This is a genomic window from Bacillus sp. FSL R5-0447, assembly GCF_038606125.1.
Taxonomy (GTDB): domain Bacteria; phylum Bacillota; class Bacilli; order Bacillales; family Bacillaceae; genus Bacillus; species Bacillus velezensis.
Genome location: NZ_CP152012.1, coordinates 2,892,948 through 2,918,467 on the forward strand (window position 1 = coordinate 2,892,948; position 25,520 = coordinate 2,918,467).

Consider the following 25,520-nt stretch of genomic DNA (forward strand, 5'->3'; position numbering starts at 1 on the left):
CTCCTTTCAAGAATGGTTTTATTTAGAAGCTTTTCGCATTTGGCTTATTATAGCCGTAACGCTCAAAGAACTCTTCTCGGAAATCACCAAGACGATCCTCCCGGATGGCTTGTCTGACCTGCTCCATTAAGTGTAACAGAAAATGAAGGTTATGGTAAGTTGTTAATCGAATTCCAAACGTTTCATTACAGCGGATCAAATGTCTGATGTAAGCGCGGGAGTAATTTTTGCATGTATGGCAGCTGCACTCTTCGTCAATCGGACGGAAATCACGCTCATATTTGGCGTTTTTCATATTCAGACGCCCTTCATTCGTAAACACCGTGCCGTTTCGGGCAATCCGGGTCGGCAGTACGCAGTCAAACATATCCACGCCGCGGATGGCGCCGTCAATTAAGGCATCCGGTGAACCCACACCCATTAAATATCTCGGCTTGTCCTTCGGTAAAAGCGGAGTTGTAAACTCAAGCACTCGGTTCATGACGTGCTTCGGCTCGCCGACAGATAATCCGCCTATGGCATAACCCGGAAAATCAAGCGAAACCAAGTCTTTTGCACTTTGTGTTCGCAGGTCTTCGTATTCTCCGCCCTGTACGATCCCGAACAGACCCTGCTCATCTGAGCGCCCGTGCGCCTCCAGGCAGCGTTCCGCCCAGCGGCTGGTCCGTTCCACAGAGCGTTTCATGTAATCATACTCTGCCGGATACGGCGGACACTCATCAAACGCCATCATGATATCAGAGCCGAGGGCGTTTTGAATTTCCATCGCTTTTTCCGGAGATAAAAACAGCTTGTCTCCGTTTAAGTGATTGCGGAAATGAACGCCTTCTTCTTCTATATTACGAAACTTGCTCAATGAAAAGACCTGAAAACCGCCGGAATCTGTTAAAATCGCGCGGTCCCAGTTCATAAACTTATGAAGCCCGCCCGCTTCTTTTACAATGTCGTGTCCCGGACGGAGCCATAAATGGTACGTATTGCTTAAAATAATGCCCGCATCCATAGATTTCAGCTCATCCGGAGACATCGTCTTTACCGTAGCAAGCGTGCCGACCGGCATAAATACAGGCGTCTCAAAGGAGCCGTGGGGCGTATGAACTCTGCCCAGCCGTGCTCCCGTTTGTTTGCATTCCTTTATAAATTCATAACGTATCGGTTGTTCAGCCACTTTGTATGAGGCCTCCTGTCATTCAAATTAGATAATCAGCATGGCGTCGCCAAAGCTGAAGAAACGGTATTCCTCTTCTACCGCATGACGGTAGGCGGAAAGAACATGCTCTCTGCCGGCAAGCGCAGAAACGAGCATGATAAGGGAAGATTTCGGCAGATGAAAATTGGTGATCATGCCGTCAATCGCTTTAAATTCATATCCCGGATAAATGAAGATGGACGTCCAGCCGCTTGAAGCGGTAAATACGCCGTCATGCTCGCCGGCAATGGTTTCCAGGGTGCGCGTTGATGTCGTCCCGACCGACACGATGCGCCCTCCCGCCTTTCTGACCTCGTTTAAAGAGGCGGCGGTTTCTTCCGTCATTTCATAAAATTCCGCGTGCATGTTATGCTCTTCCACATCATCCGCGCTGACCGGGCGGAATGTGCCGAGTCCCACATGAAGTGTGATAAATTCAATCCGCACACCCTTTTGCTTCAGCTCGTCCAGAATCTCTTCCGTAAAATGAAGTCCGGCCGTCGGAGCTGCGGCAGATCCGATTTCTTTTGAAAAGACGGTCTGATACCGTTCTTTATCATCAAGCTGCTCTTTAATATAAGGAGGCAGCGGCATTTCACCGAGTGATTCAAGCACTTCGTAAAAAATCCCGTCATACCGGAATTCAATTTTTCTGCCTCCGTGATCAAGCTCCTCCGTGCAGACCGCTGTCAGCCGGCCGTCGCCAAATGTCAGGACCGTTCCTTTTTTTACGCGTTTCGCCGGCTTTACGAGCGTTTCCCATGTATCATTTTCTTCCTGTTTTAATAACAGAAGCTCCACTTTCGCTCCCGTATCTTCTTTTGTGCCGAATAATCTTGCAGGCAGCACACGGGTATTGTTCAAGACGAGACAATCCCCTTCATTAAAAAAGCTTACAATCTCTTTAAATGAACTGTCCGTCAGCCCGCCCGTCTGTTTGTCGAGCACCATCAGCCGCGATGCGTCACGCTCTTTCAGCGGCACTTGGGCAATGAGGCGTTCAGGCAGTTCAAAATCAAATAAATCGACTTTCATCATTTCACCTTAATTCTGTCTATTGTTATTTCATTCTGCCGAAAAAATTAAGCAGAATGGATAGTATCACACTGATCACAATACAAGTGACAACGGGAAAGAAAAATGTAACATTTCCCTTCTTAACGAAAATATCTCCGGGCAGCCTTCCGACAAAGTGCCAGACTGCGCCGGCAATAAGCAAAACGGCACCGAGAACCATGAGAACCTTCGGAAAGTCAGTCACGGGCGGGCGCCTCCAATCGAAAATGTTCATACACAGCCGGAGTCACGACCCGTCCCCTCGGCGTCCTCTGAAGAAATCCGATCTGCAGCAGATACGGTTCGTACACATCCTCTATTGTATGCGGTTCTTCGCCGATTGTCGCGGAAATCGTATCAAGGCCGACGGGACCGCCGCTGAATTTTTCGATCATGCCCATCAGCAGCTTATGGTCGATATGGTCAAGGCCGAGCGCATCGACTTGAAGACGTTCGAGCGCGTCGTGAGCGATTTCTTCCGTGATGCGGCTGTCGCCGAGCACCTGGGCAAAATCTCTCACCCTTCTGAGAAGCCGGTTTGCAACCCGCGGCGTTCCCCTTGACCGTCTGGCGATTTCCAGAGCCGGTGCTTTTTCGATATCCACTTCAAAAACGTCAGCAGTTCTTGACACGATATCTGTCAGCTCTTCCTGCGTATAGTATTCAAGGCGCGACAGCACCCCGAACCGGTCTCTGAGCGGTGCGGTCAATAATCCGACCCTTGTCGTCGCTCCTACAAGCGTAAAAGGGGGAAGGTCGAGACGGACGGAGCGGGCGGACGGGCCTTTTCCAATGACAATATCAAGGCAGAAATCCTCCATCGCCGGGTACAGCACTTCCTCAATTGAGCGGTTCAGCCTGTGAATTTCGTCTATAAACAGCACATCCCCTGGTTCGAGCGCCGTCAAAATGGCTGCCAAATCCCCCGGTCTTTCGATGGCGGGACCTGACGTCGTCCGCATCTCCACACCCATCTCATTGGCCACGATAGACGCAAGCGTTGTTTTCCCGAGACCCGGAGGCCCGTATAAAAGAACGTGGTCCAGCGTTTCCTGCCTCATTTTCGCCGCATCGATAAACACGCGCAGATTTTCTTTCACCTTCTTTTGGCCGATATACTGGGCGAGATTCTGCGGCCTGAGGCTTTGCTCGATTATTGATTCATGGCTGTCTGCTTCACTTGAAACGAGCCGTTCATCCATGAACATCACCTTACTTTAATAATTTTTGCAATGCTTTTTTCACATATTGATCTGTTGAAAGCGCCGTTTCCTCTTTTAAGTGAGGAAGCACTTTTTTAATTTCTTTTTCGGCGTAGCCGAGAACCCGGAGCGCTTCAAGCGCCTCGTCAAGCGCCGTTTCAGCCTCTTGTTTTTCAATGCGCGCTTCATGATTGAACAGGTTGTCAATCATTTCAGGCACGACGTCGGCCAGTTTGCCTTTCAAATCAAGAATAATCTGCCGCGCCGTTTTTTTGCCCACACCCGGAAATTTCACCAAAAAGGCTTCATCTTCCTGTTCGATCGCTTCGATGACGGCTCCGGGATCACCGGAACCGAGGATGGCGAGCGCCCCTTTCGGCCCGATGCCGGTGACGTTCAGCAGCTTTGTAAAAAGCGCTTTTTCTTCCCGGGTTGAAAAACCGTACAAAGAAAAGGCATCTTCTTTTATATGATGATACGTAAAAATGGTCTCTTGATTGCTTACCTTATAAATAAACGGATTCGGAGTGAAGACCTGATAACCGATTCCGCCGTTTTCAATCACGATGTATTGGGGAGATACATAATCAATCGTCCCCTTCACGAATTCAATCACACCTATTCACCTCTTTGACTGCTTATCATTGTAACACAAAAACAGCCAAAGTCTTATAGAAAAGTTAACGTATGTTCGCTCTGACACCTTCCATTCAGAAAAAAAAGACATGTGTCACATGTCTTGCGTCAAAGTCAGCCGCTGTAAGTCTTAATATGATCGATCACGCTCTCAAACTCCGCTTTTGTCCTGTACGGTATGCCGTGTTCCAAGTGCTTTTGCAATCGGCTTTCCAGCCTTTCTATATCAATCTGGAAGAAAGACTGAATCGGCTCGGCCAGCGATCCGGGACGGCCGTGAAAAGTGGAGATGACGCCTCCGTCCGTGACGCCGATATAACCGTTAACCTTACTGAGCGGAGAAATGTCATCAACATGCTTACGGAAAAGGACGAAGCCTTTTTTCTGCTCAACGAGCGTCCAGCCGGCATATGAGGCCCAAAAATCCTCCATCGCCAAAACGGTTTCATCCGTATGTTCGATGCCGACATCACCGTCCAGATAGACCTTTTCCAGCTGGACGTGCACCCGAAGCGGCCCGTAATGCTCAACCTCCGCCCCGTATGCGCCTTTTCCTCCGCAAATCAGGACTGCAGCCGATAAGACAAGCATAAACAATAGACGAGCACCGCAAATTCGTTTCACCAATAACACCTCTTTATTCAATCAAACTCTTGATGCTAGTTTGACCAAAGATGCCGGTGCTTAATCGTTTTCTTTCATTTGTCTGTTTCAGCCGAAAAAAAGCAGCTCTCTAAATGAGGGCTGCTGCGATGATTATGCCCGGCCGGCTGAAATCAGTTTCATTTGTCCGGGCGTCAGTTTGAGCCGGTATCCCCTTACGGTCAGATACACAGTTTTTGCTCCGCGGCTTTTGTCATGCTCCGTTTTTTTCATCCCGGCCCCTCCGTTACGTTTTATTACTTTTATGTTAACACCGCAATATAAAGAGCGTTTTAAGAATATGTAAAGAAATGATGAAGCTTTATCCATAAAAATACTGCCGGATGAAATCATCCGGCAGTCCCGTTTAACGGCTGTTTCTGTTCATGTCTTGCAGCTTTGTAAAAGTAGCGTTGTCGGTAAACACTTGAATTGTACGGCCGTCCGCGAATTTTTTGGCCGCATGTTTGACATGTTTATCATCATTCTTCGTAAAAGGATGATTTGTTCTGACGGCAATGACGACTCTCGTGTCAGTCACGATGACCTGACTATCCTGTACGCCTTTTACTTTTTTCACGCGGTTTGCAACTTTTGCCGCCAACCTGATGTTTTCGGCGTTGTCATACCCATTATAAGACATTGCTGCCGGCGGCGTATTGACATTTCGGCCGTTATATGTGCCGTCCGTCGTTAACGGAACCCCGTCATTAGGCGCGTACTGATCGGACACGTTTGTCGTATTATGACGGCCGTTTCGGTTTTCCATCATTTCAGAGACGGGTCCTTGATGGTCCATTCCGTACTGGCCTCTGCCGTTACCATTATCATTCGAATAATATCCGACCGGACGTGTTGACTGGTTGTAGCGTCCGTCATTCATGGCATTATTTGCTCCGCATGCCGTTAAGCTTGCCGTCACGGCTAAAACGCCCGCGATCGTCATCAGTTTTTTACCCAATGGAAAAACCCCCCGTGGATTCATCGCTGTTTTGAGCGTTTTCCGCTCATGTTTAGGATGCGCGGCGGGCGGCGGGTTTAAGCTTGTCAGTTATGTCCATTCCTCAGTTGGACATAAAAAAAGGAACGACATACATCGTCCCGAAACATTAATCTTCTTCTTCCTCCGGCCGTCCGAATACTTGATTTGGACTCGGCTGATTCGGCGCGGCATTAGGATTTGCTCCGCCGTAAGGCATAAAATATCCGGCGTTTGCACCCATATTCGGATACGGCTGCACAGGCATATTTGCGTGATGGTGATGTGAACCGTGGTGATGGTGGTGATGATGTGAATCATGGCAGCCGCAATCATCATCCTTATATTTCCCATCATGATGAGGCGCGTTTGCGTAATGTGACGAATATCCGCCGTAATACGGCATTTGACCGTACGGAGCACCGCCGAAACCAGATGCAGAACCATCATAATGCTCTGCATTTTCATGGGCCTGGTTTTCATATTCACCGTAACCCGCATGCGGCCCAAATCCCGGATGATGGAATCCGTACGGTAACGGCATCGGCATGACCGGAAAGCCTCCAAAACCTCCTCCAAAACCGCCGAAACCTCCGCCTACCGGGAAGCACGGATGGCATAGTCCCGAACCCGGCAGCATCGGTGTCACCGGAACCGGACAAGGACAAGGCATGCACGGCATCGGATAATGCATAAAAGACGGTTCAACGGCCGGCATATTCGGAAACGGGACATTCGGAATGTTTGGCATGTTCGGCAGATGATAAGCGGCGTTTTCTTCTTCCATCTTTCCGGCTTCAGGCGCCTTTGGCATATTCGGGTAATTCGCGTTTTCCATGTTGATCATTTCCTCCTGTTGTGGAATGTTATTGTCATGCTCTTTTTCTTTCGGCTCGACAAAATATGTCACCGGTTCCTCCGGCTTAGGAGGCGACCACGGCTGAAACAGCTGATTGGACGGGTAATATTGGTTCATATCAGCTTCCGGCAGCACATTTTCATGCTTTTCAGGGATTGGCGGCACATACGGAATTGACGGCTTTGGTTCTTCCGGTATGGTGTCTTCAATGTCCACAACTGATTTCGGTTTTTCTTTGGCATATGGATGCTCATGCTTATGCGCAGACGTTCCGAAGCCGGCCTTAGGTTCTTTTCTGACCGGAACGGCTTCTGAAGGCACCTTTATCTTCATTCCAGGCATAATTAAGTCTGGATTGCTAAGCTGATGATTCAGTTTTTTTAACTCTTCAAGATCAACTCCGTATTTTTCAGCTATTTTCCAGAGCGAATCGCCTTTTTGAACGATATGAATTTTCAACGTTTTCCCCTCCTATGCACAAAACGTGAACGGTACATTTGTCATTACAATACGTTTCTTCACACTATATGCCGATGGACTGGGCATGATGATAAAAAATTTGGGAAGGAGGGGAAATTTTTATGATTACGTATGACTCAGCATTCTGTTCAAAGCACGAAGCGCTTCTGTCCGAACCGCTTCCGGAACTTTAATGACACCTTTCGGCTCGCCTTTTTCAAGCTGCTCAAGCGACCACAATAAATGCGGCAGGTCGATTCTGTTCATTGTCAGACACGGACACATATCGGGATTCAATGATTCAATCTGTTTATCCGGATGCGAGTGAATGAGGCGCTGAACAAGATTCATTTCCGTGCCGATCGCCCATTTGCTTCCCGGTTCAGCCTGTTCGATCGTATCAATAATGTATTTGGTAGACCCGCTGTCGTCACTGAGCGAGACCACTTCCCGCGAACATTCCGGATGAACGATAATGCGGATGCCGGAATCCCGCTGCCGCAGCTGAGAAATATTTTCCGCTGTAAACTTTTCGTGTACGGAGCAATGCCCTTTCCAAAGGATAACCTTAATGTTTTCCGGATGGTCAGTAAGCAATCGGTTCTGCACCGGGTCCCATACAGCCATTTCTGTCAGCGGAATGCCGAGGTCATAGGCCGTATTTTTGCCTAAATGCTGATCCGGCAAAAATAAAATTCTCTCTTTTTGTTTAAAAGCCCATTTCAGCACACTCCGGGCATTCGAAGAGGTGACGGTCGCTCCCCCGTGCCGTCCGACGAATGCTTTAATTTCCGCCGTCGAGTTAACATATGTTAACGGAATGATGGTGTTACCGTACAGTTCTTGAAGCTCTTGCCATGCTTTGTCCGTCTGCTGAATATCTGCCATATCAGCCATCGAGCATCCGGCGCGCATGTCGGGCAAAATGACGGTTTGGTTATCATCAGTCAGCATATCAGCGGTTTCCGCCATAAAATGCACGCCGCAAAACACAATATATTCCGCCTCTTTATTTTTTTCTGCCACTTGAGCAAGCTGCAGAGAGTCACCTGCCGTATCGGCGAATTGTATTACTTCGTCTTTTTGATAGTGATGCCCCGGAATGAACAGGCGCTTTCCGAAAGCCCGTTTAATGGCGGCGACCCGCTTTTCCATTTCTCCTGTGCTCATGTCTTTATAATGGCTCGGCATCATTTCGGCTGATGCAGTTAGCACGTCAAAAATAGACATCTTAAAAATCCCCCTGTTCCGCTGCCTCAACATCCATGCTGATGTCGGCGCTTTTTACTGAATGAGTCAGAAATCCGAGTGAAATATATTGGACCCCCGTTCCTTTATAAGCGGGCAATGTGTCGAGCGTTATGCCTCCGGATGCTTCCGTTTTGATATGGCCCGGTGTCATACCTGCAAAACGCCGGACGGACTCAGGCGGACAGTTGTCAAACATAATAACGTCTGCACCCGCTTCTATTGCCTCGAGCAGCTGCTGTTCGGATTCGATTTCGACTTCCACCGCAAGCATCTGCCCCGCCGTTTTTCTTGCCCGCTCCATGGCCGCCCTTATCGATCCGCAGGCGGCAATATGATTATCTTTTATCATGATGCCGTCATATAAGCCGAAACGATGATTAAAGCCGCCTCCGACCCGAACGGCGTATTTTTCCAGCATTCTGAGCCCGGGTGTCGTTTTTCTCGTATCACAAAGCTTGATAGTCGGATCATCAAGACGCCTTTTGGCCTCATCCGTCATTGTCGCAATGCCTGACATTCTTTGTATGAGATTCAGAATGACCCGCTCCCCCGTAAGAAGTGCCGCCGCCTGGCCTTCTATTTCAGCGAGCACGTCTCCTTTTTTCATCCGTTCTCCGTCTTTTTTCAGGGAGCGGATGCGGATATCATCGTGTAAAAGCTTCCATCCTTCACGGATAACGGCTTCTCCGGCAAACACGCCGTCTGTTTTTGCGATGATTCGCGCTTTACATTGCTGATCAGAAAAAATCGCTTGTGACGTCGCATCACCCGTTCCGATATCTTCCTGAAAAAAATGAGTCAGCATTTGTTTCAGCTGCAGAATGTCCATAGTTCCCCAATCCTTTCGTTTTTTCTGATAGCTGTTCCAGATGTTGAATGAATAATTTGTTTTCCGTGCCACTCTTTCTCCGTCCCGGGAAAATCAGCGCGAAAATGAGCCCCCCTGCTTTCTTCCCGAATAAGGGCTGAGGTCACAACAAGTTGCGCAGTCTTCCATAGGCAGGATAGCTCGGCTTGTTCTATTGTGATTTCCTTCACATTTATATGACGCACAGATACGTTGTTAAGCCAGGATGCCAGCGCCTGCAGGTTTTCTTTTTCCCTGACGATGCCCGCTCCGGTTGTCATTTTGGCTTGGAGCACATGAAGCGCTGTGTCCGGCACTTCTAAGATGACGTCAGATTTCTTCGGGGTTTTTTTATATCTTCCGTTTAACGGCGTTTGAATGATATGTTCAGCACATCGTTTCCCGCTTGCCAGCGCTTCCAGCAGTGAGTTGCTCGCAAGGCGGTTCGCCCCGTGCAATCCTGTGCAGGCGGTCTCGCCTATGGCGTACAAATCAGGCACGGACGTTTTCCCCCAGGTATCGGCTTTTACTCCGCCCATTAAAAAATGCATTCCGGGTGCTACGGGAATCCCGCTTTCAAGATCAACACCGGCTGTTTGACAAATTTCTGTTATGGTCGGAAAACGTTTCTTAAAATCGGCTATTCGGCTGCAATTTATAAAAACAGGATTTCCTTTCATCATTTCTTCATAAATCGCCCGTGAAACCACATCCCGGGGCGCCAAATCTTCAAGCGCGTGTCTGCCAGCCATGATCCTGCGCCCGAAGCGATCCGCTAAATATCCGCCTTCTCCTCTCACTGCTTCAGAAATCAGGCCGTACACAGTCCCGTTTTTCACAAGGAGGGTCGGGTGGAACTGGGTGAACTCCATATCCGTGATCTCAGCTCCCGCGCGGAAGGCAAGAGCTATGCCGTCTCCCGTTATGGCGGAATCATTTGTGTGATATTGGTACAGACTGCCGCAGCCGCCTGATGCAAGCACTACACAATCCGCTCTTCTGTAAGAAACGGCGCCTAAAGCATCCTTTACGGCAACACCTGCGCATCGTCCGTGTTCAATCAGCAGATCAACAACCGTCTCGTGTTCAATGATCCGTATGCCGTCCCTCACCTGCTGAACCAGAAACTCAACCAACATCCGTCCGGTCGCATCTCCCCCGGCGTGCAGAATTCTCCTTTTGGAATGAGCGCCTTCCCTGCCGAGACAAAACGTTCCGTCCGACTTCGTATCAAAAGGGAAATGGCCTTCTATCAGCCTGTTTATCATGCTCTGTCCGCTTTGCAGCAAATGCCGCACGGCTGTCACGTCATTGTGTCCGCATCCCGCATACAGTGTATCGTTCACATGGGATTCTATCGAGTCATCTTTTGCGTATGAAACAGCAATCCCGCCTTGAGCATAATGCGAATTGCTGTTCGTTACATTTCTTTTTGTGATGACGGTCACTTGGTATGACGGAGGAAATGAGGAAGCACAGGCAAGGGCCGCCGTCCCCGAACCAATGACGATAATTGTTTTTTCAGACATACATCAACCTCCTGTTACGTTTACACCTGTCTTGACACCTATATTTACACAACGATAAAATAAACTCAAGCTTTTTTTAACATAAACGGATAGGAGACGGGCTGTATGATTTATCTTGATTACGCGGCGGGAGCGCCTTTAAGCAAAGAAGCCGCGAAAGTCTTTCAGCATCTCAGCACAGAGGTATACGGCAATGCAAGCAGCCTTCATGACGCCGGAGGAAGAGCGGCGGACGTGCTGGAATATTGCAGACATTCTGCAGGAAAATTGATCGGCGGAGCGGCAGACGGCATTTACTTTACAAGCGGCGGAACGGAAGCGAACATCCTGGCCGTCCAATCATTGCTGCACGGCCTGCCCGATCACAAAAAACATTTTATTACGACCGCAATGGAACACCATTCGATCCAAAATGCCGCTGCGTTTTTAGCTGACCGTGGAATTGATGTCACCATCATATATCCCGACGAAAACGGCCTTATAACCGAGGACATACTGGCGGCTCATGTCCGTCCTGACACGGGGCTCGTTTCCATACAGCACGCCAATTCAGAAACCGGTCTCATCCAGCCTGTGAATCGTCTGGCCGCTTTTCTTCACCAGAGAAACATTTTGCTGCATTGCGATTGTGTTCAAAGTTTCGGCAAACTGCCGATTGATGCGGATCAGGAGGGAATCGACGCCCTTTCCATCTCCGGTCATAAAGTATACGGCCCGAAAGGCACCGGGGCTGTTTACATTCGGCCCGGTGTCAGCTGGAACCCGGTTTATCCGCATACCGTGCATGAAAACGGGTTCAGGCCCGGTACGGTGAATGTGCCGGCCATCGGCGCTTTTACCGCTGCTGCGGAGTATGCAGTGAAACATATGGAGGAACACCGTGAGCATGCTGACAGGCTGAGGAATTATTTGTATGACCAAATTCGGCGTCAAGGCCTCCCCATTTCATTTTCAGAGGAAGAAACCGGCGGTGAATGCCTGCCTCACATTGTCGGGTGTTTTTTTCACTCCTTTGAAGGACAATATATTATGTTAGAATGTAATCGTAACGATATTTGCATCTCAACCGGGAGCGCATGTTCCGCCGGCAGCCACGGCCCTTCTTCAGCTATGAAGGCGCTGGGAAAAACCGAACGGGAAGCGCGGCAGTTTTTCCGGATCTCATTCGGAAACGAAACAACATGTGAACAGCTCGATATGCTGATACATACATTTACGGCGCTATGGGAGCAAAAGAAAGGAGAATCAGCAATTTGACAGAAGGAACGAAGCTTACTGGGGAGAAAAGACGCGACATGCTGCTTCATTGGCTGAAAGAAGCCGGCTCGCCATTAACAGGAGGCGAATTGGCCAAAAAAGCAAATGTCTCAAGACAGGTGATCGTGCAGGACATATCGCTTTTGAAAGCAAAAAACGAGCCGATTATCGCGACGAGCCAAGGCTACTTATACATCAGCATGAATGCCGGCGGCGAAAAAAATGCCGAACGGATTGTCGCCTGTCTGCACGGCCCGGAGCGGACGGAAGAAGAGCTTGCACTCATTGTCGATGAAGGCGTCACAATAAAGGACGTCATAATTGAACACCCCGTATACGGCGATTTAACCGCCGCCATAAGAGTCAGTACACGGAAAGAAGTCAAACAATTCATGGATCACATTAACTCGACAAATGCCGCTTACCTTTCACAGCTGACCGGAGGCGTGCACCTCCATACGTTAAGCGCCCCGACAAAAGAGCGGATTGACCAAGCCTGCCAAGCGCTGGACGACGCGGGTATTTTAATAAAAGATTAAAAAAAAAAGCCCCCTGAAGGGCTTTTTTTATATCGAATAGGATTGATATGTTCCCAGAAGCTTGACCCGGCAGCCGAGGGCTTCCATCTCTTGAACGGCACCGGGAATGAGAACCTGATCCATCGCCTGTTCAATATCAATAATAAAGAAATAGTTGCCGAGACCCGTTTTTGTCGGGCGCGATTCGATCTTTGATAAATTCAGGTTTCTCCATGAAAAAGCGGACAGCACCCTGTGCAGCGCACCTGATTGGTCATCTTGGGGAAGCGTTACCATCATCGTCGTTTTCGGCCGTGAAGACAGTTTCGCATTCACTTCGAATGAGACGTCTTTTTCAGGCGAAAGAATGACAAATCTCGTGTGGTTGTTCTGATAATCCTGAATATCCCGCTTCACGATGCTCAATCCGTATGTAGCGGCGGCCATTTCATTTGCAATCACGCCGATCGGAAGGTCCGAATGCTCACTGACATACTTGGCAGCCGCACCTGTTGACTTCGCATACTCATAAGGAACGGACGAAAAATGCCGGTGAAGAAATTTGTGGCATTGCGCAATCGCATGGGAATGAGAATAAATTTTCTCAAGCTTTTTCCACTCATTTTCTCTCGAAGGGTGAACGAGCAGATGCTGGTGAATCGGCAGCGTCATTTCCCCCACGATCGCAAGAGGCTGCTCATGAATCAAATAGTCAATCGTTAAGTTAACCGAGCCTTCCAGCGCGTTTTCCAAAGGAACAAATGCAAGATCAACTTCTCCCGCAACCGCCGCATCCATGCATGCCGGTATTGTTTGATAAGGTGCTTGTGTCACGCTGTTTTGAAAGCAGGAACTGACTGCTAGATGTGTAAATGTGGCTTCTGGCCCTAAATAACCGACTTTCATGTCTCTTCTCTCCTTACGCGCCTGACCCTAAGATCTCAACTTTTTCTATAAAATCAAATTTTCTCAGTTTATTCATTAACGTATGAATATTTTCTTCCATTGCGGACGTACTGATTGAGAGCGTGACATTCGCTCTGCCCTGAAGCGGAATCGTCTGGTGAATGGAAAGCACATTGCTTCCTGAGTCAGCCACCGCCTGCAAAAGCTGGGATAACGCGCCTGACCGATCCTCCAAATGAAAGAAAAGTGTGATTATTTGTTCTTTAACCATCGTGTAAAAAGGGAAAACCGCATCTCGGTATTTGTAAAAAGCGCTTCTGCTTAAATCAACTTTCTGCACAGCATCTGCAACCGATTCAGCCTTTTTTCTGTCCAGCAGCTTTTTGACTTCAAGGGTTTTCCGCATCGCATCAGGCAGAACGTCTTCACGCACTAAATAAAATGTCTCTTCTTTCACCTGCACCCCTCCCTTTTACATCAGAGAGCCTGCAACGCAAGCTCTCCGTTTTTTTAATCAATAAATTCAAATTCAAATTCCAGAAGTCGGATGATATCGCCGTCTTTAGCACCGCGTTCTCTGAGCGCTTCATCAACGCCCATACCGCGCATCTGTCTTGCAAAACGCTTGACGGATTCGTCACGGGAGAAATCAGTCATTTTAAAGAGGCGTTCCAGGCTGTCACCTGAAAGCACAAACGCGCCGTCCGGATCACGCGTAATGTTAAATGGAATTTCTTCATCTTCCATCGTGTACATTACGCGGTTTTCCGCCAGTTCTTCTTCATCATACAGCGGGAATTCAGGCGTTGTTTCCAGCTGGTTGGCGACTTCAAACAGAAGATCGCGGAGCCCTTCTCTCGTCACAGCGCTGATCGGAAAGACAGGATGGTCATCCTGAAGCTTTTCTTTAAACGCTTTAAGATTTTCAGCCGCTTCGGGCATGTCCATTTTATTCGCAACGATAATTTGCGGACGCTCCGTCAGCCGCAGATTATATTCACTGAGCTCCTGATTAATGGTGACATAATCCTCATACGGATCACGGCCTTCCATCGCTGACATGTCAATGACGTGAACGATGACGCGCGTCCGTTCGATATGGCGGAGAAATTGGTGGCCTAAGCCGACTCCTTCATGCGCTCCTTCAATCAAACCGGGCAGATCCGCCATGACGAAGCTTCTTCCGTCATCCGTTTCCACCATGCCCAGATTCGGAACAAGCGTTGTAAAATGATAATCGGCGATTTTCGGCTTTGCCGATGAAACGACAGACAGAAGCGTAGATTTTCCGACGCTCGGGAAGCCGACGAGGCCTACGTCTGCAAGCACTTTCAGTTCAAGCACGATATAGCGCTCTTTTCCGGGCTCTCCGTGCTCTGACAGCTGCGGTGCCGGGTTGGCCGGTGTCGCAAAGCGGGTATTTCCCCGTCCGCCGCGTCCGCCTTTTGCGATGACGGCACGCTGCCCGTGCTCAGTCAGATCGGCAATGACCTGTTTTGTATCGTCATCCGTTACGACTGTGCCGGGCGGAACTTTAACAACCATATCGTCCGCATTTCTGCCGTGCTGGTTTTTAGACATGCCGTGCTCGCCGCGTATCGCTTTGAAATGCCGCTGGTACCGGAAGTCCATGAGCGTGCGCAGTCCTTCATCAACCTCAAAAACGACGTCGCCTCCATTACCTCCGTCACCGCCGGCAGGCCCGCCTTTCGGCACATATTTTTCACGGCGGAACGCAACCATTCCGTTACCGCCGTCGCCGCCTTTTACATATACTTTCACCTGATCTACAAACATAATATCCTCCGTTCTAAACCGTAAAAAACCGCTAGTTCATTCCAATTTCGGCCACACATTCATGGCCGGTCAGCTCAAATTGCATGACATCAAAGTCCTCATGCCGGGATTTGCGAAATTCATCAAACACATCTGCATTTGCAATCGTTCCATGAAAATCGAGATATACAATAAGCTGTCTGTCAGGGTGATCCGTCTGCAGCGATACGGTCAGATGATTTTCACTTTCATTGTTTACCGCCAGACCGAACAGATGAAACAGTTTTCTCATCAGGTTCGACAGCTTTTGATCATATGCCGATAAATCTTTAATTTCTCCGAGCACTTCGTATTCGAGCCTCATATAACGGGACTTCCAATTAAATGTAAGAAAGTCAAACGCCAAGTGCGGGGTTTTCAGGTTTGAGAGCTTTGATTCGTGCTTTGCATCTATGACCATTTCGTCAATAATTTCAACGACCCTGTCATACTTCTGCAAACTTAAGTTTCCTTTTATCAGCTGCAGCTTATTCATCCAATCATGACGGAAATGGCCCATTAATTGGATCAGCTCATTGATCAGAGCCGCATCGCTTACAGGTTCTTCTTGTTTCTTCGATACATCCTTCATTTTCGCACTCCCAATCGTTTAATTTCTTTTTAGGAGTCTTGATAAGTGTGTACTATGAATTATAACAGAGAAGGCTTTGTTAAAAAAACACTTGTTTTTCCTGGTTCATCATGTTCCTTTTTCGGATCGCATACAATGCGGATGCCAGGCAGAAACATTTTTGGTATCACTGCTTGGGGAACATATCCAGTGGGTATGGGAAGCTGATGTCCTCATTCAAGGCGGGGTTCACTCACGCATCCTCTGCTTTTCATTCTTGATGTTACTCCGCTTACTGCAAAAAAAACTCCAGTCAACGACCGGAGTTTTTTGTGTCATTATTGAGCTACAGGATATACGCTCACTTTTTTGCGGTCACGGCCGAAACGTTCGAATTTAACAGTTCCGTCGATTTTAGCAAAAAGAGTGTCATCTCCTCCGCGGCCCACGTTTTCACCTGGGTAGATTTTCGTTCCGCGTTGACGGTAAAGGATAGATCCGCCTGTTACGAATTGACCGTCTGCACGTTTAGCGCCTAAACGTTTAGATTCAGAGTCACGTCCGTTCTTTGTAGAACCTACACCTTTTTTAGAAGCGAAAAACTGAAGATCTAATCTAAGCATGTAACTCACCTCCTATATTTGGTTTGCAGTCAACCGTAAGTGTTCACTGTAATCCCGCTCGATCGTTTCAAGAGAAACAATCATGCCTTCAATCAGCAGCTGCGCTTTTTGCAAAGCTTCCTGATCAGCGGCTTCAGGGAATTCAAAGTAGAAATAACCCCCGTCCTCGCCTATATCAAGAATCGGTTCGAGAGGAGCCAGCGCGATAACCGCATTGACCGCTCCGAAAACGACAGCCGTGACCCCGGCGCATACGAGATCTCGTCCATGTTCAGCAAAATCGGCATGTCCCGTCATTTCAAAGGACAATATGCCCCCGTCATTCCGGGATCTTCGAATTGTTGCCTCAATCATGCTTACGCGTTGATTTTTTCGATTGTCAATTTAGTATAAGGCTGACGATGACCTTGTTTTTTATGAACATTTTTCTTTGGCTTGTAACGGAAAACAGTGATTTTTTTCGCACGGCCTTGTTTTTCAACTTTAGCTGTAACTGTCGCGCCTGCAACTGTTGGGTTGCCGACTTTCACGCTGTCTCCGCCAACAAACAATACGTCTTCAAACGTCACTGTTTCACCTGCTTCAGCAGCAAGTTTTTCGATGTAAACAGTTTGACCTTCTTCAACTTTGATTTGTTTTCCGCCTGTTTTAATGATTGCGTACATTCTCTGCACCTCCTATTAGACTAAGACTCGCCAGCAACAGGGGGCTTTAAAGCTCTTATCACCTGTCCCGAGCGGTTGTAGCATTGGTGCTACATCCATAACATTAAAAAATATATCAGAACCAAAAGGATATGTCAATCTATTTCTAGTAAGGCAGCAGCAGGTCTTCCATAGAGGAATCTGTCCGTTTATCGGCAAAATACGCATGAAGCACTTCATTTTCATCGAGCTGGCTGAGCTTTTCGCCGGCTTTTTCAACGATAATGGGGTGCTTGCATCCCCGTTTGAATTCGGCCATGACATGCTTTACTTTGGCATCGGCCGCGACCGTCAAAGGATGCAGCATGGCGACATCGCGGTTTTTGCCGTAGTATCTCTCCAAAAGAAACCTCAGCTGAATATAATGCCGCTTCCGGTATTCATCCCATAAAGAAGCGGCGAGAAAGACGAACAGCACCCATGCGCTGACCTGAAGGGGGACGGCCAGCACAATCCAGCAGCAGAGCAAAAGCGCGGAAACGGCTGATGTCTGCAGGCTGAGGAGATGCGCTTTTTGAAAAGCCATTTGTTTAGAGAAGTATAAAAACACGAACTTTCCGCCGTCAAGCGGCCAGATCGGCAAAAGATTGATGAAAAGAATGGAGAGATTATAAAAGGTAAACATCTCAAATGTCTGCTCACTTGCAAAGCCTGACATGAAAAAGAGCCAGGCTGCCGCCTGAAGCCACACATGCTGAAGCGGGCCCGCCAGAATGACCGCGAATTCCTCTTTAAGCGGCCGGTTTCCGTGCTCCTCCACCTCAACCGTCCCGCCGAAAGGGAGCAGAAAGATGCGTTTAATGCGCCACGAAAAAAACACAGCCAGAGCAGCATGCCCCAGCTCATGAACGGATACGACCAGCAAAAGACACAGCAGCGCTTTGATGTGCCCCGTCATAAGACCAAGCCCCATGATAATCCAAAGAAAAGGATGGACATGAATTTTAAAAAGGAGGATGAGCCATTTATTCATCAAATGTGATCACCTGGATCGGATCTATGAATTTATCGCCATCCTGGATCGCGAAATAGTACTGGCCTTTACTTTTATCGTTAAGCTTGATCGAACCGATCTTTTTCCCTTTATCGACAAAGTCGTACAATGAAACATTAACATCTTTTAGCCGGCCGTAAATGCTGCTGGTATTGTCGGCGTGCTGCACCTTCACCGTCAGTCCTGTTTTTTTATCTTTGCTCACTTCCATAATGTAGCCTTCTTTTACGCTGTCAATGGCTTCGCTGGCGGTTTCGACGACGACGCCTTCTCCGTTATTTTGAAAGTCCTGCTGGATTTTCCCCGCGGCAGGAACGGCCATATCCTGACTGACCGCCACCTGACCGTCCTTCTTTTTCGTTCCCGGCGTAAGAAAAGCGAGCGGGTTTCCGAAGGAAGATACGAACCAATTGCTTACGGCAGCAAACTGAAATTCTTTTTGAAAGGTTTGTGCGATCGCCGGTTTGATCTGACTCAGCGGCTGTTTGTCAGTTTTATAGGCAATAGCGGAGATCAGTACGAGACAGGCGGCCAGCAGGCATTTTAAAATAATAGAATGAGCGCTGATCAATGGATGCCGTCCGTTAAATTCGGGCGGGTGTTCCGTTTGATATTCGTAGTCCGGAAGAAGTTTGTGCTTTTCCTGCTCCTTGACCGTCTGCCACGCGGGAAAATTCTGCGTTTGGGCGTTTTGAACGAAAGTCCGTTTTGATTCAGGCCGCTGTTTTCTTCTTTTGGCCAGTCTTTTTCTAATTTCATCAGCTCTGTGACTCATCGCCATCATCCTTTGCAATCGTTGGGTTTGTACATCCTATGTCTTGTCCATTGCAAATATGCGCTCTTGAAAAACAAAAAAGACCTGATAAGCTGGGCTTCATCAGATCTTTGTATTCTGGTATATATTATGAACGCACGCCGAAAAATGACTTGATTTTCGCCATCATCCCTTTTTGCTGCTCTTCAAGCACCTGCAAAGGAACGGATTCTCCTAAAATGCGCCGGGCGATATTGCGGTACGCAATGCTGGCGCGGTTTTTGGAATTCATGGCAATCGGTTCGCCGATATTTGAAGCCCTGATCACTTCATCATCGTCAGCAACGATTCCGAGGAGATCAATAGACAGATGATGAACAACTTCATCCACATCCATCGTGTCACCGTTTTTCATCAGGTGATTTCTGATGCGGTTCACGATAAGGCGCGGCGGTTCGATATCTTCCTGCTCCAAAAGTCCGATAATGCGGTCAGCGTCCCGCACCGCTGATATTTCCGGCGTCGTCACAACAATCGCCTTATCAGCTCCGGAGACGGCATTTTTATAGCCTTGTTCAATTCCGGCCGGACAATCAATAATGACATAATCAAATTCCTGCTTAAGCTCCTGCACAAGCGATTTGATCTGCTCAGGGACAACAGCCGTCTTGTCGCTTGTCTGGGCAGCCGGCATTAAATGCAGCAGATCATCAAAACGTTTGTCTTTGACAAGCGCCTGATGCGTCTTGCATCTGCCTTCAATTACATCTACTAAGTCGTAAATAATTCTGTTTTCAAGACCCATTACGACATCAAGGTTGCGCAGTCCGATATCTGTGTCTACCAAACAGACGCGCTTCCCTAAAATGGCTAAGGCGGTACCGAGGTTTGCAGATGTTGTTGTTTTACCTACTCCGCCTTTTCCCGAAGTTATTACGATAGCCTCACCCAATTTCACATTCCTCCCTCAAGCCTTGTTAGATCAGGTCTTAAATGAGCCAATTGCTGAAGGCGTTCAATGACCATATTTCCGTCAGTATCTAAATAAGCACATTCCATGTCGTTCCCTTTTTGAATGTGGTCTGGGGAGCGATTTAACACGTGATTGATCCTCAATTGTGTCGGCATCATTTCTGATGCGGCGATCACAGCCCGGTTATTTCCGTTATAACCCGCGTGGGCAATCCCTTTTAATGAACCGAGAACAAATATATTTCCTCCGGCTCTGATCGTACCGCCGGGATTCACATCTCCGATTAAAAGCAAATCTCCCGTCACGTGAAGCACCTGGCCCGAACGGACGATTTTGGAAACAGAAACAATTTCCTGCTCCTCTTTCATCCGCTGCGCTTCTTCTTTGGCGATGACTTCACTGTCAATTGAATGCACGACTAAATCTTTCTTTGACGCGATCAGATCAGTCAGCTGCTCTGCCTGTTCCTGATACAGATACCGATGCCCGAGTTTAATATGAACACTGATTTTTTGGCCTTTGCCATCAGTATATTGTTCAATCGACAGCATGTTTTGAAGACCATCGAGAAGCTCATCAAAAGAACACGCATCATCCAGATGCAATGTTAAGCCGTTTTTTGTTCCTTTTATTGTTACATATTGCTGCTTTTTGGTCTTCATCAATGTTCACCTCAACAACATACTCTTTTCGTCAAAAAAAGATAAAATCCTTTTTACTCATCTCTTAATTCTTTCTTCAGACTTATATAAAACAGCCTGAAGGGCAGGACTAATATAACGGCTCCCGCAATATTCAGCAAAGCGGTCGGCAAGAACCGCTGAATGACAAAATCGTTAAATGTCATTGTGCCGCTGCGGATTAACGTCTGAATGCCGTAGACGTAAAATTCAAGCACACATACGCTCAGCACCGCAACCAGAATGACCATCAGGGCGTTTGTCTGCAGCACTTTGAACGCTTTGGCCGCCAGATAGCATAAACCGGCAAAACCAAACATATAAACGCCTAAAACACCCGTATAATTGATGTCATAAAGAAATCCGAAAATCAAACCGTAGATCACCGCATGCTTTTGGTTGATATAAGCGGACATAAAAATCAGCGCAAGCAAAAGAAAATGCGGAACGACCTGCTGCTCGACGGAAACGAAAGGAAAACGCACCAGATCGGTATAGATGCTTTCCGCACAAAAGACCAAAATCATAATCAAAGGGAGAAGGAAACGTTTCACGATCCTTCCTCCCCTGTTGCTACGCTTCGGTTCACGACGATGACATGGTCAAGATCGTACAGGTCGGCAGCCGGTTTCACGTAAGCGATTTTCGTCAGGCCGTAAGCATCTGATTCTACATCGGTCACTTCCCCGACCGTCAGCCCTTGAGGAAATACGCCGCCCGTTCCGGATGTCTCCACGAGGTCGCCTTTTTTCACTTCGCGTTTTTCATCCGGCTCAAGGATGGTCATTTTCAGAGTCTGTTTCTTTTTATCATACCCTTCAATTAAACCGTAGCCTTTGCTTCCCTTTTTGCCGGAGATTTTGGTGGCCACTCTGTTATTGCGGTCAACATCGCTCAGCAGCTGAACGGCGGATGTGAAACTGTTGAGTCCGCTGCTTTTGATCTTCCCGACCAGCGCACCCTTTTCGTTCGTGACAGCCATGTCTTTGGCCACTTTCTGCTTCGTTCCCTTATTGATCATGATCTGCTTGTACCATTGATCAGGGTTTCTGGCGATAACGGTCGCTAAAATCGGATCATAGTCGGAAATTGATTTGACATGTCCGAGTTCATCACGCAGCTTCTTGTTTTCATCTTTGAGTTCTTGGAGCTTCGCTTCATATTGTGTCTGTCCGTCCAGCTTTTGTCTTAAGCGTTCGTTTTCCTTGTACGTGTTTTTCAGGTCTTTTATGTCCCCGAAGAACCCTGCAAAATATTCGGCAGGCGTGTGAAAAATGTTTTGAAATACTCCCGTCGTATCACCGATCAGCTTTTCAGGCCAGGTGGTATTACGGCCGTTCTTCAGCGAGAATCCAATCATAGCCACCAATATGATAATACACAGAAGTAATAGCATTAACCGTTTGTTCGGCATCGTGATACACCTCTTCTATTTAACTCCTGATTATCTTGTTTTTCCTTTGAAAAGATGGATGTGTTCCAGTGCTTTTCCAGTGCCGATCGCAACACAATCCAGCGGATCTTCAGCGATAAGAACAGGCATTTTCGTTTCGTCGCTGATGACTTTGTCGAGATTGCGGAGCAGGGCGCCTCCCCCTGTTAATACAATACCTCTGTCCATAATATCAGCGGCCAGCTCAGGCGGTGTTTTTTCAAGCGTGCTCTTCACCGCGTCAACGATTGAGAGAACTGTATCACGCAGTGCATTTGCAATTTCCGTTCCCGTGATTTCGATCGTTTTCGGCAGACCTGTCAGAAGATCGCGGCCGCGGATTTCCATTGACGCATTTTCTTCACCGGTTTCTGCTGAACCGATTTCCATTTTAATAGCTTCCGCCGTACGGTCACCGATCATCAGATTATATGTTTTTCTGATATAGCTGATGATTGAGTCGTCCATTTCGTCACCGGCTACGCGGATTGACTGAGACGTGACAATGCCGCCTAAAGAAATGATCGCCACTTCAGTTGTTCCGCCGCCGATATCAACGACCATGCTGCCCGTCGGCTCCCATACCGGAAGATTCGCGCCGATTGCTGCCGCAAAAGGTTCTTCAATCGGATAAGCGTCACGTGCGCCCGCTTGTCTTGTCGCGTCGATGACCGCCCGTTCTTCAACGGCCGTAATACCTGACGGCACACACACCATAACGTAAGGCTTTCTCGCAAACAATCCTTTATTTTTCACAGCCTGATTAATGTAGTATTTCATCATTGTCGCAGTTGTTTCATAGTCGGCGATAACGCCGTCTTTCATCGGACGGAGCGCAACCACGTTGCCCGGAGTTCTTCCGATCATGTTTTTCGCATCGTTACCGACCGCAACGATGGACTTCGTATCCGTTTGCAGAGCAACGACAGACGGCTCTCTCACTACGATTCCTTTTCCTTTAACAAACACAAGCGTATTCGCGGTTCCCAAATCTATACCAAGGTCTCTTGTACCAATTCCGAACATATGTATGTATCTTCCTTTCTTAAAGCAAAAATACCCTAAAGGGAAAAACTCATAAAATCTATTATATCTTAAATCAACGAAAAAAAAAGTGTTACAAATATCCTTTTTCCTTTAAACTCACAAATTTTTTGTCACCAATGACCAAATGATCCAGCAGCTCGATGCCGATTAAATTTCCGCACTCAAAAAGCCGCCTGGTTACCTCTATATCTTCCCTGCTCGGTGTAGGATCTCCTGAAGGATGATTGTGAACGCAAATGAAGGACGCGGCGGATCGTTTGAAAGCTTCTTTAAACACCTCCCGCGGGTGGACAATAGATGAATTCAGACTTCCGATAAAAACGGTGCGTTTATGAATGACTTGATTTTTGGTATTTAAATATAAACAGACAAAATGCTCCTGGGATAAAAAGCGCATATCCTCCATCACATACTTCGCCCCGTCTTCCGGAGAGCGGATGACGCAATGCTCCCCGGCGGATGTCTTATGAATGCGGCTCCCCAGCTCAATTGCGGCAAGAATCTGAACGGCTTTCACCGTGCCGATTCCCGGAATGCTGGAAAGCTCCTGGGCAGAGGCGCCTTTTAACAGTCGCAGCCCGTCAAACGTCCGCAGCAGCCGGTGAGCGAGGTTCATGACGGACTCATGTTTCGTTCCCGTCCGCAGCAGGATGGCGAGCAATTCATTGTTAGAGAGATGTTCGGCTCCGAAGTGCAGAAGCCGCTCTCTCGGTTTTTCTTTTTCGGGGAAATCTCTTAATTTTAACGGCAGATCACGGATGATCAACCCCTCCTTGTTCCCCTTCCCGGTTTGAACATCAAGCTTTTATATTAAATTCTTTCAAGGCTCTCATTGTTTTAGCGACAGGAAGCCCGACGACAGAATAAAAATCACCGTCTATTTTTTTCACTAAAAGCGCGCCTTTTCCTTGGATGCCGTATGCACCTGCTTTATCCATCGGTTCTTTTGTTTCAATGTAGAGCTGTATGTCGTCTTCACTGAGCGGCCAAAACGTCACTTCCGTCGTGTCACAGAACGTTTCTTTCCGGTCATGCGTCTGAATGCTGACCGCCGTAATGACTTGATGGCTTCGGCCGGAAAGCCTCCGCAGCATGTGTGCCGCTTCTTCCCTGTCACGCGGTTTGCCGAGGCATTCGCCGTCTATGCACACCATCGTGTCAGCCCCGATAACGACTGCATCGGGATTTTCGGCCAATACAGCTCCGGCTTTTTGATCGGCCAAACATTGGACGTTTTCTTCCGGCGAAAGGTTTCGATTTAATTTTTCTTCTGTGCGGCTTGCAATAATGCTGTAAGGAATCTGAAGAAGATTAAGGAGTTCTTTTCTTCGCGGAGATTGTGATGCGAGTATTAAGCGTTTTGTCATGATTGTCATCCTTTCAGGGTTTGCTTAAGAAAAAAAGATACTTGTCTATCCTACCAAATCAAACGGGCAACCACAATTTCAGAAAAATAACTTTTTGATGACAAAATAAAAAATCCCGCCGGATGACGGGAAATGAGATACTATTTTACAACACTTAAAAGCTCTTTTTGGGCTTTCCAGCCGGATTCCGAACCCGACGTTTCCAGTTCTTTCAGCGCTTGAAGGACGGCCTCTTTCTGCTTTTTGTCAGCGGCGTCTGCACCGTCTGCCGCTTTTGCCGCTTCAGCCACTTCCGTTTTTGAAAGATCTTTGCCGGTAATCGCTTTGGCGGAGAGCTCAGATGCTTGTTTAAAAGAGTCTTCCAGTCCTGAATCGACCGCAAAGCTGAGCTCTTTTCCGCCCCAAGCCTCAAAATCATGGTCTATCAGTGTCTGACCCAATTGCTGTGATAGGCTTTTTTCCGCTGCAAGCCCGGCGATCACGTATGTGTATCCGTCTTCTTTAGCCAGAGAGACGGCCGAGTATCCTTTTTCAGTCAGCTGGTCAACAAGCGTTTGCGCTCCTTTTTCTGATGAAAATTTTCCGGCCTGCACCGCATATGTTTTATAGTTTCCCTCTGAAGATTCCGCATCTCCTGTGCCGGCTGTTTCAGATTTGTCTTTAGAAACATCTCCCGCTTTCGCCGTCTGCCCTTGTGAACCTTTGTCAGCTGATGCCGGAGCGGAGGCTTCTTTACTTCCCGACATATTTAAGGCGACAAGGCCGAGCCCGGTGCCTAAAACAGCCGCAACGGCAATTGTCGTGACCGCTTTTTTAACTGGAGAAGACGGCTGCTTTTTTTTCGGAAAATGAGGGCCGTTTTTTTTCTTCTGGTATGGCGGAACGACTTTCGGGTCATCTTCAAATACCTCAGAATTCTTCTCATGATCCCAATTGAAATCTTCTTCTTTCGGATCTTCATGGGATGCGGCGGTCTCCTGCTCCGCCTTTTTTGTTTCTTCCCAATTTGAAAATGTGACGGTTTTCTCCCCGCCTTCTTTCACATCTTCTTGTCCATACATCGTTTCTTCTTGTCCGTTAATGGTTACTTTAAGGGCATTGTTTTTTGCGTTGCTGTGCTTTTTGCTCTTCCTTTTTTTCAACGTCTCTTCCCCCTTGCATTCGTCTTGGCCGTACCTTGAACTGATCATGGTTCACACTTTAGCATAGGCGAAAAAAAAAAGAACAAGA

Annotated in this window: 30 protein-coding genes and 1 other annotated feature; of the genes, 2 read left to right on the forward strand and 28 right to left on the reverse strand. The window is 47.8% G+C overall.

The window, feature by feature from the left end; all coding sequences use genetic code 11:
- Positions 1–22 precede the first annotated feature (22 nt).
- The 11 genes from tgt to nadB form a co-directional block, all read right to left on the reverse strand.
- Positions 23–1,168 carry a tRNA guanosine(34) transglycosylase Tgt gene (gene tgt, locus NYE68_RS14460; protein ID WP_007408186.1) on the reverse strand — a complete coding sequence of 382 codons (1,146 nt, stop codon included), beginning with the start codon at positions 1,166–1,168 and terminating at the stop codon, positions 23–25.
- Between the two features lie 27 nt (positions 1,169–1,195).
- A complete protein-coding gene (gene queA, locus NYE68_RS14465; protein WP_003152692.1) occupies positions 1,196–2,224 on the reverse strand; it encodes a tRNA preQ1(34) S-adenosylmethionine ribosyltransferase-isomerase QueA in 1,029 nt (342 codons plus the stop codon).
- A 25-nt stretch (positions 2,225–2,249) separates the two neighbouring features.
- Positions 2,250–2,450: a DUF2905 domain-containing protein gene (locus tag NYE68_RS14470; RefSeq protein WP_003152687.1), complete on the reverse strand. Its 201-nt coding sequence runs from the start codon at positions 2,448–2,450 to the stop codon at positions 2,250–2,252.
- Positions 2,443–3,447, reverse strand: a complete 1,005-nt coding sequence (ruvB, locus tag NYE68_RS14475) for a Holliday junction branch migration DNA helicase RuvB (protein ID WP_007408185.1) — start codon at positions 3,445–3,447, stop codon at positions 2,443–2,445. Before ruvB ends, NYE68_RS14470 begins: the two co-directional genes overlap by 8 nt.
- Before the next feature lie 10 nt (positions 3,448–3,457).
- Positions 3,458–4,063: a Holliday junction branch migration protein RuvA gene (ruvA, locus tag NYE68_RS14480; RefSeq protein WP_003152683.1), complete on the reverse strand. Its 606-nt coding sequence runs from the start codon at positions 4,061–4,063 to the stop codon at positions 3,458–3,460.
- A gap of 134 nt (positions 4,064–4,197) precedes the next feature.
- Positions 4,198–4,707: an intercompartmental signaling factor BofC gene (locus tag NYE68_RS14485; protein WP_015417917.1), complete on the reverse strand. Its 510-nt coding sequence runs from the start codon at positions 4,705–4,707 to the stop codon at positions 4,198–4,200.
- Between the two features lie 385 nt (positions 4,708–5,092).
- A complete protein-coding gene (locus tag NYE68_RS14490; protein ID WP_014721606.1) occupies positions 5,093–5,686 on the reverse strand; it encodes a YhcN/YlaJ family sporulation lipoprotein in 594 nt (197 codons plus the stop codon).
- Between the two features lie 148 nt (positions 5,687–5,834).
- Entirely contained in the window at positions 5,835–7,022 is a 1,188-nt protein-coding gene (safA, locus tag NYE68_RS14495) for a spore coat assembly protein SafA (protein ID WP_324636565.1), read from the reverse strand.
- 126 nt (positions 7,023–7,148) lie between these two features.
- Entirely contained in the window at positions 7,149–8,252 is a 1,104-nt protein-coding gene (gene nadA / locus NYE68_RS14500) for a quinolinate synthase NadA (RefSeq protein WP_324636563.1), read from the reverse strand.
- Position 8,253: 1 nt separating this feature from the next.
- Positions 8,254–9,102 (reverse strand): carboxylating nicotinate-nucleotide diphosphorylase, encoded by an 849-nt coding sequence (nadC, locus tag NYE68_RS14505; RefSeq protein ID WP_076425042.1) that lies wholly within the window; start codon positions 9,100–9,102, stop codon positions 8,254–8,256.
- Entirely contained in the window at positions 9,084–10,649 is a 1,566-nt protein-coding gene (gene nadB, locus NYE68_RS14510; RefSeq protein ID WP_342493921.1) for an L-aspartate oxidase, read from the reverse strand. Before nadB ends, nadC begins: the two co-directional genes overlap by 19 nt.
- 105 nt (positions 10,650–10,754) lie before the next feature.
- Here nadB and NYE68_RS14515 point away from each other — a divergent pair, with 105 nt between their 5' ends.
- A complete protein-coding gene (locus NYE68_RS14515; protein WP_265451138.1) occupies positions 10,755–11,906 on the forward strand; it encodes an IscS subfamily cysteine desulfurase in 1,152 nt (383 codons plus the stop codon).
- Positions 11,903–12,445: a transcription repressor NadR gene (locus NYE68_RS14520; RefSeq protein WP_012118101.1), complete on the forward strand. Its 543-nt coding sequence runs from the start codon at positions 11,903–11,905 to the stop codon at positions 12,443–12,445. The genes NYE68_RS14515 and NYE68_RS14520 overlap by 4 nt, the downstream gene beginning before the upstream one ends.
- A gap of 27 nt (positions 12,446–12,472) precedes the next feature.
- On the opposite strand, the gene pheA is transcribed toward NYE68_RS14520, so the two are convergent.
- The 17 genes from pheA to NYE68_RS14605 all read right to left on the reverse strand — a co-directional run bounded on the left by pheA (position 12,473) and on the right by NYE68_RS14605 (position 25,432).
- A complete protein-coding gene (pheA, locus tag NYE68_RS14525) occupies positions 12,473–13,330 on the reverse strand; it encodes a prephenate dehydratase (RefSeq protein WP_324636555.1) in 858 nt (285 codons plus the stop codon).
- Positions 13,331–13,343: 13 nt separating this feature from the next.
- Positions 13,344–13,787 carry a transcriptional regulator ThrR gene (gene thrR / locus NYE68_RS14530; RefSeq protein WP_007408173.1) on the reverse strand — a complete coding sequence of 148 codons (444 nt, stop codon included), beginning with the start codon at positions 13,785–13,787 and terminating at the stop codon, positions 13,344–13,346.
- 53 nt (positions 13,788–13,840) lie between these two features.
- The gene (obgE, locus tag NYE68_RS14535) at positions 13,841–15,127 is read right to left on the reverse strand and encodes a GTPase ObgE (RefSeq protein WP_007408172.1); all 1,287 of its coding nucleotides are present in this window, start codon (positions 15,125–15,127) and stop codon (positions 13,841–13,843) included.
- A gap of 31 nt (positions 15,128–15,158) precedes the next feature.
- Positions 15,159–15,737, reverse strand: coding sequence for a sporulation initiation phosphotransferase B (locus NYE68_RS14540; RefSeq protein ID WP_007408171.1), 579 nt, complete (start codon positions 15,735–15,737; stop codon positions 15,159–15,161).
- A 317-nt stretch (positions 15,738–16,054) separates the two neighbouring features.
- Positions 16,055–16,339 (reverse strand): 50S ribosomal protein L27, encoded by a 285-nt coding sequence (rpmA, locus tag NYE68_RS14545; RefSeq protein ID WP_003152662.1) that lies wholly within the window; start codon positions 16,337–16,339, stop codon positions 16,055–16,057.
- Positions 16,340–16,351: 12 nt separating this feature from the next.
- On the reverse strand, positions 16,352–16,693 hold the full coding sequence (locus NYE68_RS14550; protein ID WP_012118103.1) for a ribosomal-processing cysteine protease Prp: 342 nt from the start codon (positions 16,691–16,693) through the stop codon (positions 16,352–16,354).
- A 2-nt stretch (positions 16,694–16,695) separates the two neighbouring features.
- A complete protein-coding gene (gene rplU, locus NYE68_RS14555) occupies positions 16,696–17,004 on the reverse strand; it encodes a 50S ribosomal protein L21 (protein WP_003152660.1) in 309 nt (102 codons plus the stop codon).
- Between the two features lie 13 nt (positions 17,005–17,017).
- Positions 17,018–17,091: a sequence feature (ribosomal protein L21 leader region), on the reverse strand.
- Positions 17,092–17,149: 58 nt separating this feature from the next.
- Positions 17,150–18,016 carry a M50 family metallopeptidase gene (locus NYE68_RS14560; RefSeq protein ID WP_007408169.1) on the reverse strand — a complete coding sequence of 289 codons (867 nt, stop codon included), beginning with the start codon at positions 18,014–18,016 and terminating at the stop codon, positions 17,150–17,152.
- On the reverse strand, positions 18,009–18,812 hold the full coding sequence (locus NYE68_RS14565; RefSeq protein WP_007408168.1) for a M23 family metallopeptidase: 804 nt from the start codon (positions 18,810–18,812) through the stop codon (positions 18,009–18,011). The genes NYE68_RS14560 and NYE68_RS14565 overlap by 8 nt, the downstream gene beginning before the upstream one ends.
- 127 nt (positions 18,813–18,939) lie before the next feature.
- Positions 18,940–19,743, reverse strand: a complete 804-nt coding sequence (minD, locus tag NYE68_RS14570) for a septum site-determining protein MinD (protein WP_016938784.1) — start codon at positions 19,741–19,743, stop codon at positions 18,940–18,942.
- A 2-nt stretch (positions 19,744–19,745) separates the two neighbouring features.
- Positions 19,746–20,426: a septum site-determining protein MinC gene (minC, locus tag NYE68_RS14575; RefSeq protein ID WP_003152653.1), complete on the reverse strand. Its 681-nt coding sequence runs from the start codon at positions 20,424–20,426 to the stop codon at positions 19,746–19,748.
- 53 nt (positions 20,427–20,479) lie between these two features.
- Positions 20,480–20,998 (reverse strand): rod shape-determining protein MreD, encoded by a 519-nt coding sequence (gene mreD, locus NYE68_RS14580; protein ID WP_007408167.1) that lies wholly within the window; start codon positions 20,996–20,998, stop codon positions 20,480–20,482.
- The gene (gene mreC, locus NYE68_RS14585; protein ID WP_007408166.1) at positions 20,995–21,858 is read right to left on the reverse strand and encodes a rod shape-determining protein MreC; all 864 of its coding nucleotides are present in this window, start codon (positions 21,856–21,858) and stop codon (positions 20,995–20,997) included. Before mreC ends, mreD begins: the two co-directional genes overlap by 4 nt.
- 30 nt (positions 21,859–21,888) lie before the next feature.
- Positions 21,889–22,902, reverse strand: a complete 1,014-nt coding sequence (gene mreB, locus NYE68_RS14590) for a cell shape-determining protein MreB (protein WP_003152647.1) — start codon at positions 22,900–22,902, stop codon at positions 21,889–21,891.
- Positions 22,903–22,993: 91 nt separating this feature from the next.
- Positions 22,994–23,689, reverse strand: a complete 696-nt coding sequence (gene radC / locus NYE68_RS14595) for a DNA repair protein RadC (RefSeq protein WP_007408165.1) — start codon at positions 23,687–23,689, stop codon at positions 22,994–22,996.
- 31 nt (positions 23,690–23,720) lie between these two features.
- Entirely contained in the window at positions 23,721–24,290 is a 570-nt protein-coding gene (locus NYE68_RS14600) for a Maf family protein (protein WP_324636543.1), read from the reverse strand.
- A gap of 140 nt (positions 24,291–24,430) precedes the next feature.
- A complete protein-coding gene (locus NYE68_RS14605) occupies positions 24,431–25,432 on the reverse strand; it encodes an SPOR domain-containing protein (protein ID WP_032866593.1) in 1,002 nt (333 codons plus the stop codon).
- Between the last annotated feature and the right edge of the window lie 88 nt (positions 25,433–25,520).

What these genes read in the sequence shown, in the direction of transcription:
- mreB (WP_003152647.1), bottom strand. Translation starts at nt 22,902, where the DNA reads ATGTTCGGAATTGGTACAAGAGACCTTGGTATAGATTTGGGAACCGCG.
- nadA (WP_324636563.1), bottom strand. Translation starts at nt 8,252, where the DNA reads ATGTCTATTTTTGACGTGCTAACTGCATCAGCCGAAATGATGCCGAGC.
- NYE68_RS14600 (WP_324636543.1), bottom strand. Translation starts at nt 24,290, where the DNA reads ATGACAAAACGCTTAATACTCGCATCACAATCTCCGCGAAGAAAAGAA.
- minC (WP_003152653.1), bottom strand. Translation starts at nt 20,426, where the DNA reads ATGAAGACCAAAAAGCAGCAATATGTAACAATAAAAGGAACAAAAAAC.
- obgE (WP_007408172.1), bottom strand. Translation starts at nt 15,127, where the DNA reads ATGTTTGTAGATCAGGTGAAAGTATATGTAAAAGGCGGCGACGGCGGT.
- NYE68_RS14540 (WP_007408171.1), bottom strand. Translation starts at nt 15,737, where the DNA reads ATGAAGGATGTATCGAAGAAACAAGAAGAACCTGTAAGCGATGCGGCT.
- NYE68_RS14560 (WP_007408169.1), bottom strand. Translation starts at nt 18,016, where the DNA reads ATGAATAAATGGCTCATCCTCCTTTTTAAAATTCATGTCCATCCTTTT.
- NYE68_RS14550 (WP_012118103.1), bottom strand. Translation starts at nt 16,693, where the DNA reads ATGATTGAGGCAACAATTCGAAGATCCCGGAATGACGGGGGCATATTG.
- nadB (WP_342493921.1), bottom strand. Translation starts at nt 10,649, where the DNA reads ATGTCTGAAAAAACAATTATCGTCATTGGTTCGGGGACGGCGGCCCTT.
- NYE68_RS14515 (WP_265451138.1), top strand. Translation starts at nt 10,755, where the DNA reads ATGATTTATCTTGATTACGCGGCGGGAGCGCCTTTAAGCAAAGAAGCC.
- nadC (WP_076425042.1), bottom strand. Translation starts at nt 9,102, where the DNA reads ATGGACATTCTGCAGCTGAAACAAATGCTGACTCATTTTTTTCAGGAA.
- pheA (WP_324636555.1), bottom strand. Translation starts at nt 13,330, where the DNA reads ATGAAAGTCGGTTATTTAGGGCCAGAAGCCACATTTACACATCTAGCA.
- mreC (WP_007408166.1), bottom strand. Translation starts at nt 21,858, where the DNA reads ATGCCGAACAAACGGTTAATGCTATTACTTCTGTGTATTATCATATTG.
- NYE68_RS14565 (WP_007408168.1), bottom strand. Translation starts at nt 18,812, where the DNA reads ATGAGTCACAGAGCTGATGAAATTAGAAAAAGACTGGCCAAAAGAAGA.
- ruvB (WP_007408185.1), bottom strand. Translation starts at nt 3,447, where the DNA reads ATGGATGAACGGCTCGTTTCAAGTGAAGCAGACAGCCATGAATCAATA.
- queA (WP_003152692.1), bottom strand. Translation starts at nt 2,224, where the DNA reads ATGAAAGTCGATTTATTTGATTTTGAACTGCCTGAACGCCTCATTGCC.
- rpmA (WP_003152662.1), bottom strand. Translation starts at nt 16,339, where the DNA reads ATGCTTAGATTAGATCTTCAGTTTTTCGCTTCTAAAAAAGGTGTAGGT.
- rplU (WP_003152660.1), bottom strand. Translation starts at nt 17,004, where the DNA reads ATGTACGCAATCATTAAAACAGGCGGAAAACAAATCAAAGTTGAAGAA.